At 41.8% G+C, this 9,617-nt stretch carries 4 protein-coding genes; all 4 read left to right on the plus strand.

From position 1 onward, the window contains the following. Positions 1 to 467 precede the first annotated feature (467 nt). The gene (locus AB1S50_RS18125) at positions 468 to 1,661 is read left to right on the plus strand and encodes a hypothetical protein (protein ID WP_367152555.1); all 1,194 of its coding nucleotides are present in this window, start codon (positions 468 to 470) and stop codon (positions 1,659 to 1,661) included. A 70-nt stretch (positions 1,662 to 1,731) separates the two neighbouring features. Then, positions 1,732 to 5,514, plus strand: coding sequence for a hypothetical protein (locus tag AB1S50_RS18130; protein ID WP_367152557.1), 3,783 nt, complete (start codon positions 1,732 to 1,734; stop codon positions 5,512 to 5,514). Between the two features lie 9 nt (positions 5,515 to 5,523). After that, positions 5,524 to 6,855 (plus strand): RHS repeat-associated core domain-containing protein, encoded by a 1,332-nt coding sequence (locus AB1S50_RS18135; RefSeq protein ID WP_367152558.1) that lies wholly within the window; start codon positions 5,524 to 5,526, stop codon positions 6,853 to 6,855. Between the two features lie 727 nt (positions 6,856 to 7,582). Further along, on the plus strand, positions 7,583 to 8,878 hold the full coding sequence (locus AB1S50_RS18140; RefSeq protein ID WP_367152560.1) for an RHS repeat-associated core domain-containing protein: 1,296 nt from the start codon (positions 7,583 to 7,585) through the stop codon (positions 8,876 to 8,878). Positions 8,879 to 9,617: the final 739 nt, after the last annotated feature.

Genomic DNA, 9,617 nt, shown 5'->3' on the forward strand with positions numbered 1-9,617 from the left:
TACAAAACAGCGTTTATGACCTGTATATTCGGTATTTTGACGTTACCTCGCTGTAAAGGCAGCAGGTGTTCGATAATTTTGAATTGCGATTTTGTGATTTCCATAAACGCAGATTTTATCAAAATTAGTGTTAACAGGCCCTAAGGTTCATAAACCGTCCGTAACTTGTTCAAAAGTTTCAATACACAATACTAAATCGTTTTAAGCACTGATCGTATCCTATGTATTGTTGAAATCTAATATTTTTACTGCTTTTTTCTCTCTTATTTAAGTACTTACAGCTAATTTAATGTGAAATTAAAAAAGTAAGAAGAGCATCAAATTTTTTAAATTACAAGAAAATAATCGTTGACGACTTCTGATGCAAGAGAATATAAATTTCTAGCCAGCAGTAGGAAAGTCTAAGGAATGTCTGACTGGAATCTCCAACCTGGCTTTATTTAACTATTAATAGATTGGAAGTTTGTATGAATAAAAAATCCAAGATTAAATTAATGGCTTTAAGTTCATTATTCATTAGCAATTATATTTTTGCCAGTGGTCCCCCTGAGGTACCATTTCAAAGCTTATTTGTAGAGGGTGAATATAGTACTGCTTATCCAAGCAATCGGATCTATGCCAACGGCAGAATGCAGGCTGAAGTTGATATTTTTTATCAATTAAAAGAGGGTTACACGTTTATTGGGGCAGACCTTAAAGAATTGTATAGCGGGCAATCCTTTGAAAATACGGTGGTCTCCGATGGCTACAATGGATATACTAAAGATACTCGATTAGGATCCGGGACGCCTGCCTCTACGTCTTTACCTTTAACCTCAAGTTCAACTTCTACACTATCCACAACTCAGGTAGTTAGAAAGTATCTCTCATCTTCATCTGCGGGTATCATACAAGTATGTGTTGAAGCACAAGCGCGTAACGACAGCACAAGTGAAATAATCACGCAAAGTACTTGTGAAGGCACGACCAATAATGCCTCCATTTCCATAGAAAAACTCAGCCCAACCAACTTTTCTTTGTCAAATTTCATAGCGAGTAGCGCTGATGGTGACTGGACTGACGACTGGATCATCTGGGCTTATACATATCAACCTCAAGGTTTTACTCTACGTAGGGTTTGGGATGAAAATGGGCTTAGATTAAATCAAAATCAAACTGATTTTTTCGTTGATTCTGGAATTAACTATGCCCCCTATAAATTATTGGCTAGCTATCATCCGGATCGACCCAACCAGCCTGCACAGGCCCATCTCAACGGTTCCAGTTCGCTGTATTGGATTGAAAATGGTGTCGTCACCAGCAGGTTGGAATTCCCATATCACGATCTAACTAACTATACCTACCCTGCTCCCGGGCCTCTCTATATAAAACATCCATTCGATTATAACTTTAATACCAATGAAAATATAACTTTCGTAGCAACTTATGGAGGTATCTATAAAGGAGATTATCGCACCGCCTCTCGCAACTACGCAAACATGGGTTATTTATTTCCGGGAGTGATTAGAGAGGGTTTATTAACGGATTTAGAACCTGAAGGGAAGAGGGTTCATTTTGAAGATAACTTTGGTAATCGCGGGTATTTCTCTTTTACACGGCGTGACCTAGGCGATTATTTTGGAAATGGCTATTACCGGATAGATGTCGGTACCGGTAATTAAAATCTTAATCTAATGCACAAGGGTAAGTATCGTACTTACCTTTACATTACTTGATATCGAAGGTTGTAACATGTCAATCACATCCAACGCAAATAATTTCTCCGAATTTATTTCTTCCGGTGTCGACCCAAGAACAGGAACTTATTCTTTCTCAATTAAATTGTCGGAGTTCTTGTCACACAAAACAGTAGGGGTCACATTTTCTTTGATGTTGCATTATAGTGCCTCCAGCTCAAATGATATGGGGTTCGGACGTGGGTGGGCGTTGGCTCTCAGTCGCTTTGACCGACATTCTAATAATCTTTCCCTATCGACGGGGCAAAACTTCAAAATTGAATTCAATCGGACGACCAATGAATATGATATTCCCTATCGAAAACTGAAAGATGTCAAGGTTTTCTATGATGATTCAATGAGTGCGATTAAGGTAGTGTATAAGGATGGACGCCAGGAGTTCATTGACTATACGACTGGAACAATGACTAAAATGGTATCCAATCAGGGATTGGAAACACATTTTAGTTACACCGACTACAATCAACAAAAGGTATTGTGGAAAATAGCGGATAACGCAGGACGTGAGTTAACTATTGATACCTGGTCTAGCCCATCAAAGGTCACCATAACGGATAATGTTAACAATTCACTATATCAAAAACTGGAAGTTACAAAGGCCAATAACGGGATTTATCAACGTCTTGCTTCCGTAGTATTACCAGACATGGAATCGACCTTTTACCTAGAGTATGAATATGCTGCCAGTAATGGATATGACTTGATCACCAGAGTCACTCATCCTACTGGAATGGTTGAAAGGATGACCTATTTGCATAACGGGCACAGCCTGCCTGAAGATGCGCCCATTGCCAGCGCTCCCTATATTACTGAACACAGAATACTACCAGGAGCGAATCAATTTCCTCAAGTAACCACTTATACCTACTCAGATAAAAACTATCTTGGATTTGCTAGTGAGCGTACATTTATAGCCGGAGAAGATACCTTATTTAAAGCACGGGCAGACTATGAATATAGCAGTACTGAAACGATAAATAATAGTCTGGCCATAACACGGTATTACAACAAATATCATTTGCAAATACGTGCTGATTATCGACGTAATGGAACCTTATATCGGCAAGAAAACAATCTATATTTTGCTGAAACAAATGTCGCTATTGAATATCAGCCGGCTACGTATACCCTCCTTAAAGAAAGCCGTGTAACACATTATGAGGATGGTAACTCTAGAGTGTATACCTTTCGGTACAATTATGATGACTATGGTAACCAAGTCTACATTCAAGAAAGTAATGGGGATGAAGTTTCACGCACTTTTTATTCCAGTAGTGGGGAGGGCGAGAATTGTCCGGCAGAGCCTAACGGTTTTGTCTCTTTCCTTAAGAGTGAGACTATTCAACCTGCTGTTACCACTAATGGTGAGGTCGAGCGTACCACCACCATGACTTACCAATCTCTACCCAAAATTGGAGGCGGTAACTTTATTGTTCTGAAAAGGACTCAGAACTATTTAGAAACAATAGATTACACTTATTTTAACGATGTTAGTGCATTGCAGCATGGTCAACCCAAGAGCAAGAGCACGACTGTAAATAACCAAACTTCAACTGACAGTATTGTTTACCAGTATACCAATACTACCTTAACGACCACGACAACTGTCACCACACACGATGGCTTAAGTGCTACAAATTCGGCTAAAATACGGCTTAGTGATGGTCAGGGGTTTGAATCTACCAATACTGAAGGTGTCAAATCCAGCGTTGACTATGACAGTTTAGGCCGAATCACTCAAAGGACATCGGCAGTTGGTACAATTAATGAAACCAGACTGGCTTATGTCTATCGCGTTGGGGCAGGTCTGAATCAGTTAACTACTACAGATAGTAAAGGCAATCAACAGGTCGAACGCTATAATAATGCAGGAAACACCATCAGTGTTTCTCAAAGCGATAGTGAAGGGATGTTGCGAGAGCTATCGACATTAAATTACAACAACTTTGGACAGCTCATTAGCCAAACAGATTTGGACTATTTGCCAGGAAACAATACGCTATCACTAATTACCCAATACGAATATGACCTTAGAGGTGAAGTTAACAAAATAACACATCCCGATGGTCGTGTGGAAACTATTACTCAAAGCCCGGTCAGCCTCACTACTCGGTACGATATTAGAGGCCTGATGTCAGAAATCAGTTTGCTTGATTTGACGGGACAACTGATAAGCAAGGAAACACTCGACAGTGCAGGAAGACGCTTAGCTTATACCAGAAATACCTATGACGGTTTCGGTAATCTGCTAACCGTCACTGATACAAGCGGGCATGTAACTGAGTATGCTTATGATAGTGCCGATAGGCCTACTCGCATAAGACGAATGGTTGATGGCACTAATGTTGACATAACCACGGAATATGCCAGTTTTTCAAATGATAATTTACCTGCGTCTATCTATGTAAATAATACATTGATAGGATCAAGGGTATATGATGGTCTATTGCGGATTACCACTGAAACCTCAACCTCTGGTACTGAACAAAGACACTATGATAGCACTTTTACTGCACCATCGAGTGTCACTACAGCCAAAAATGAGACACTAGAGTTCACTTATAATAAAAACTTGGAGGTAATAACGCACTCAAGTGTCAGAGGGCAAGCCGACCTCAATGCTACCTATACTCATGATCCGCTGACCGGAGCGGTTACGCAGCACCAAAATCTTAATAGTAATAGCCAGTATGTCTATGCAAATAATGGTACATTGTTAGAAGAAAGCGCCACATTTAGTGATAATGTGCTGCGCCGTTGTTTATATACTTATTCCCCTGCCGGACGATTACTTGCTAAAACCGATTATTTTGGCAATAACACACTTTATAATTACGATTCTTATGGTCGCTTAAGCCAGATAAGCAGTACACAATCAGGGGTAACCACCACCAGTATATTCACCTATGACAACTATAGCCGTGTCACCCGCTACGATACCGCGAAAGGTAGTGATATGGTTTCGGTAAGGATAACCTTGAATGATATTGGTTTAGAAACGCAGCGGCAAGTCTATCTTAACGATCAACTTGATTTCTCATTGGCTCAAAACTTTAATGACGATCTGCAGATCAGCGAAAAAATTTACCAGCAAGGGGGAGAAACTACGACGGAAAACATGACCTATGATGCTTTACATCGGCTGACTAATTATCAGTGTACAGGACCAAACGCTCCTGCAGATGAATTTGGCAATAGTTATCAACGGCAGCAATTTAGTTACGATATCTATGGCAATATTACACGAGTCATTAGCACCTTTGAGGATAGTTCAACAAACACCGCGCAGTTTGTTTATGATGCGATGGATCCTGTTCGTTTAACCGCGCTCTCGAATACTCATGGTGATTACCCAAGTTCGCTATCCTTTGAGTATGATCTTGCGGGAAATTTACTTAACGATGAAAAGGGTCGTCGCTATACCTACGATGCGTTAAATCAAATGCACTCAATCTCCGATGGTGAAAATAATGTTCTTTCTAATTATAGCTACGATGGGACGGGTACACTGGTTTCTCAGACGCAAAATAATGCCTTAATATATCTTTATTATCAGGGCGAAGAGCTTGTGAATGAATTATCAGAATCGGTTCATAGTAGTTACCATAAGATCGGTGGAGCCGTTACTGGAAGAACGGTATCATCAGATAATTTCAATCAGCACCAATTTTTGCTGCAGAATGCCCAAGGCAGTACCCTCACCACATGGACGAAGCCACAAGGTAGTGAGCAAAGAACGAAAGCTCGCAGAAGTTATACTCCATATGGCGAAGGTTAAGGATAAATTATGAAAAACCGTGATAAATCATTTGTTCCGTTCAATACCGCTGGTAAAACAGCAGTGAACAAGTCAAGACGTACCTTTTTAAAACAATCCAGTATTGCAGCAGCGACGACAAGCCTTGCCTCGCTTGGTATTGCCACTTCACGGCCTGCACGGGCTACAGAGCAAAGTGGATTCAATCGCTTATCGACAAATTCAATGGGATTTAATGGCCATCGCCAGGATCCCGTGAGTGGATTTTATCATTTAGGTAACGGTTATCGTGTATATAATCCTGGATTAATGCGATTCCATGCCGCAGATACGATGAGCCCTTTTGGTAGAGGCGGCATTAATAGCTATGCTTATGCATTAGGTGATCCCATCAACTTACGTGACCCAAGTGGCCACTTTGCGCTTATCAGTTTGCTCATAGGTGCCATTATAGGCGCGGTGATTGGAGGAGTGGTTTCCGCTGCGGTGGAAGGAATCAGGGCGGCCGCTACGGGAGACGAATTTGATTTCAAGCAAGTATTTATCGGAGCGGCTCTCGGCTTTATCAGTGGAGGATTTGGTGCTGCAGCTATTGGAGCTAAAACAGGGGTTCAGGTGGGCATAGCGGTGGCGGATGCTGTGGTTTCGGGTGCTGCCGATTTTGGATTGAATGTGGCCGCAGGTTCGAACCTTAGAGACGCCGGTGTGGGCGCTGGAGTAGGTGCTGCGATTGGGTTAGTGACCTTTGGCTTAGGAAAGGGAGTTGGTACCGTGGTCAGTAAAATAAGTAGAAAACTTGTGCGACACAATAATCGAATAGGATTTTTACTATCCCCTAAAAAGAGACCTAAACTAACAATATCTGTAGACAAAAGCCACGAGATACTTAGAAATCAAGGTGTTGAGTATGTTCATGGTTCAAATAGTGCTAGTTTAGATGGGCTGACTAAATTCAGAGCTATTTTAACTGCGGAAGAGATAGACGGGACACCTTATTTTCATCGAAATGGCGGATTAAATTCAGGAGAGGGTGGGTATACTTTTAGAAATTTATATAAAAACCAACCCATCTCACAAGGTGTAAGCCTCAATACGGTCGATAACTATAGAGGCTCACTACTGTATGCTGGTTACGGCTCTGAATCTGGTGAACGTTTTCCAATTTTGTATGGGCTGGACGGGAGTACTCCAATTACCAGGCCCAGGCCTACCGGTATAGATCATCCAATAAGCTCTGGTGGTATTAATATAGATCGGATTGCCGGTATCTATACGGACGCAGCAAATATTAACAATACAAAAGATTTCCTGTTGTCAAGAGGATTTGCTCGTTTAGCAAATGTTGTGAGGCCCTTACCCTAAGAAGATTAAATTCCTTTGGATTGACCTGTACACGGGATTATTTTGTTTTCTACGGTGACTTTGCAGGCTGAGTTGGCTTTTACGTGTGCGAAAAGTAGGTCGATATTAATATTATGGATAAAGGCTTTATAGTCAGAGTACACAAAGATTGACAAGGTTAGTTAACAGGGAAAATAATCAACCTGTTTAGTTTAAGCTATCGTAAGCCAAAAGCTTGTAACTTAAATCGTATTTCTGCTCATGCCTGTGAATTATACATCGAGGAGTACCATGAGCAGAACTGTGGATAATCAAAGTCTCGCACAATAGCTCAATGGAAGGTGTTCAAGTTCTATGTCAGCCAAACACTCTCATAGACTTACGATGCCTTAGATAAAATACGTTCGTTCTTCGATGGTGACAATAATGTCCTTTCTAATTATAGCTACGATCGGATTCTTTAACTGATTTCTCAGATGAAAAATAACGCCTTAATATAGCCTTACTATCCGGATGAAAAATTTATCAATGAATTATCAGCATCAGCTCAAAGTGGCTCTCATAAGGTCGCCGAAGACATTACTGGGATTAACTGTATTATCAGAAAATTTCAATCAGCACCAATTTTGCTTTAAAACTTCAAGTCAGTACCCTCACCACATGGACGAAACCACAAGGTAGTGAGCAAAGAGTGAGCGCAGACAGAAGCCATACTCCATATGGCGAAGGGTAAGAATAAGGGTAAATTATGAAAAACCGTGATAAATCATTTGTTCCGTTCAATACGGCCGGTAAGACGGTAGTGAACAAGTCAAGACGTGCCTTTTTAAAACAGTCCAGTGTTGCGGTAGCGACGACAGGCCTTGCCTCGCTTGGTATTGTCAATTCACGACCTGCACGGGCTACAGAGCAAAGTGGATTCAATCGCTTGTCGACAAATTCAATGGGATTTAATGGCCATCGCCAGGATCCCGTGAGTGGATTTTATCATTTAGGTAACGGCTATCGGGTATATAACCCGGGGTTAATGCGATTCCATGCCGCGGATTCTATGAGTCCTTTTGGTAGAGGTGGCGTAAATAGTTATGCTTATGCATTAGGTGATCCCATCAACTTACGTGACCCCAGTGGCCACTTTGCGCTTTTCAGTTTGCTCATTGGTGCCATTATAGGCGCGGTGATTGGAGCAGTGGTTTCCGCTGCGGTGGAAGGAATCAGAGCGGCCGCTACGGGTGATGAGTTCGATTTCAAGCAAGTATTTATCGGAGCGGCTCTCGGCTTTATCAGTGGAGGATTTGGTGCTGCAGCTATTGGTGCTAAAACAGGGGTTCAGGTGGGCATAGCGGTGGCGGACGCTGTGGTTTCGGGTGCTGCCGATTTCGGATTGAATGTGGCCGCAGGTTCGAATCTTAGAGACGCCGGTATAGGCGCCGGAGTAGGTGCCGCGATTGGCTTAGTGACCTTTGGCTTAGGAAAGGGAGTTGGTACCGTGGTCAGCAAAGTAGGTAGAAAGCTTGTGCGGCAAAATAATCGAATAGGCTTTTTGCTTTCTCACCCTGGTGCAGGGTCTAAATTAGCATCATCTACAAATGAAGGTAATATTTCTAGAGGAAAATTCACCTCACAGCATATTAATAATGAAAAAACATGGCACTTAATTGAAAAAGATGGCAATCATTACTGGGCTAAAACGAGTGAAACAACACATTTTGATATTTCAGGAAATGCTTTAGAGAAGATTATCAGAAGAAATTCACTATCTGATGTTCATTATTATACGGGGTCTCATGGCGATGAGTTAGGAAATAACTGGGTTAACAACGTTAGACGTAATGATCTTCTTGATATAAATTTTTCTAAACTTGACCGTTTGGGATTTCCTTACTTTTTCTCCAATTCAAAAAGAAAATTGTATGAACATACTTTCTCATCTAGTTACACTGCTGAGTCATTCCATAAAGACTTAAGCAGACCTGGACATCATGTATTATCATTTTGCTATGGCTGTTATGATAGTGAATTTTTAAAATTTTTAAGAAAATAGACACTCACGATTTCAAGTGTAGTAGTTCAGACGGGCTGTTGAAAAACAGCCCAATCGATGCCACCCGCTTTAGATTTTATGTCAGTGCGGTCAGGTAAAACTGAATTTGGTTATTTGCCAATCCTCGGTATTCGGTCCGCCGGATACAGTGGTTATCTTTCGTCTCTCCGAACAGCCCTTGCGCTTTCCAGACACGCTCCGTCAGTTTGGATTTGAAGAGTCTGGTACTTTTCCCTCCGGCGGATCTTATCTATATGGCTCTGGTGAAGACTTCCGCATACGAATTACGCATATCTGCGCGAATTGCAATGGCTTACCGGAGGGGGATTGTACCAATCCGATATCGGCCGCTGACAGCCTTGCAGGCCTGGAAGCTCGCCATCTGAATCCACTTGCTAGGGCCTGTTAAGGAACCTCCGAATAACTCACCTATCGCTACGGCAGTATCAGTATTTTCTGGTGCGGGCCTGAATTTGACCAAAACAACCCTGAGATTGTTTGTTTTTTCACCTGGAATCTACTTCTCAGCGGATTCCAGGTGCACTGGCCCTAAGCCAGAAGATATTTTTGACTGCGAAGCAGGTTTGACAGACCAGCTAGTGGGCCATGCGGTTAATTAGGTGACACATTTTTGGCTCGCCGCACTGAAGCCAGTATCGTGTCGGCGCTCTTTGTCCATTTAAATGGTTTGGCAAGATCGCGGTTATGAACACGAATAAATCGCTGCAGCTCGGCCTTC

The organism is Microbulbifer discodermiae (genome assembly GCF_040742695.1).
Taxonomy (GTDB): Bacteria; Pseudomonadota; Gammaproteobacteria; order Pseudomonadales; family Cellvibrionaceae; genus Microbulbifer.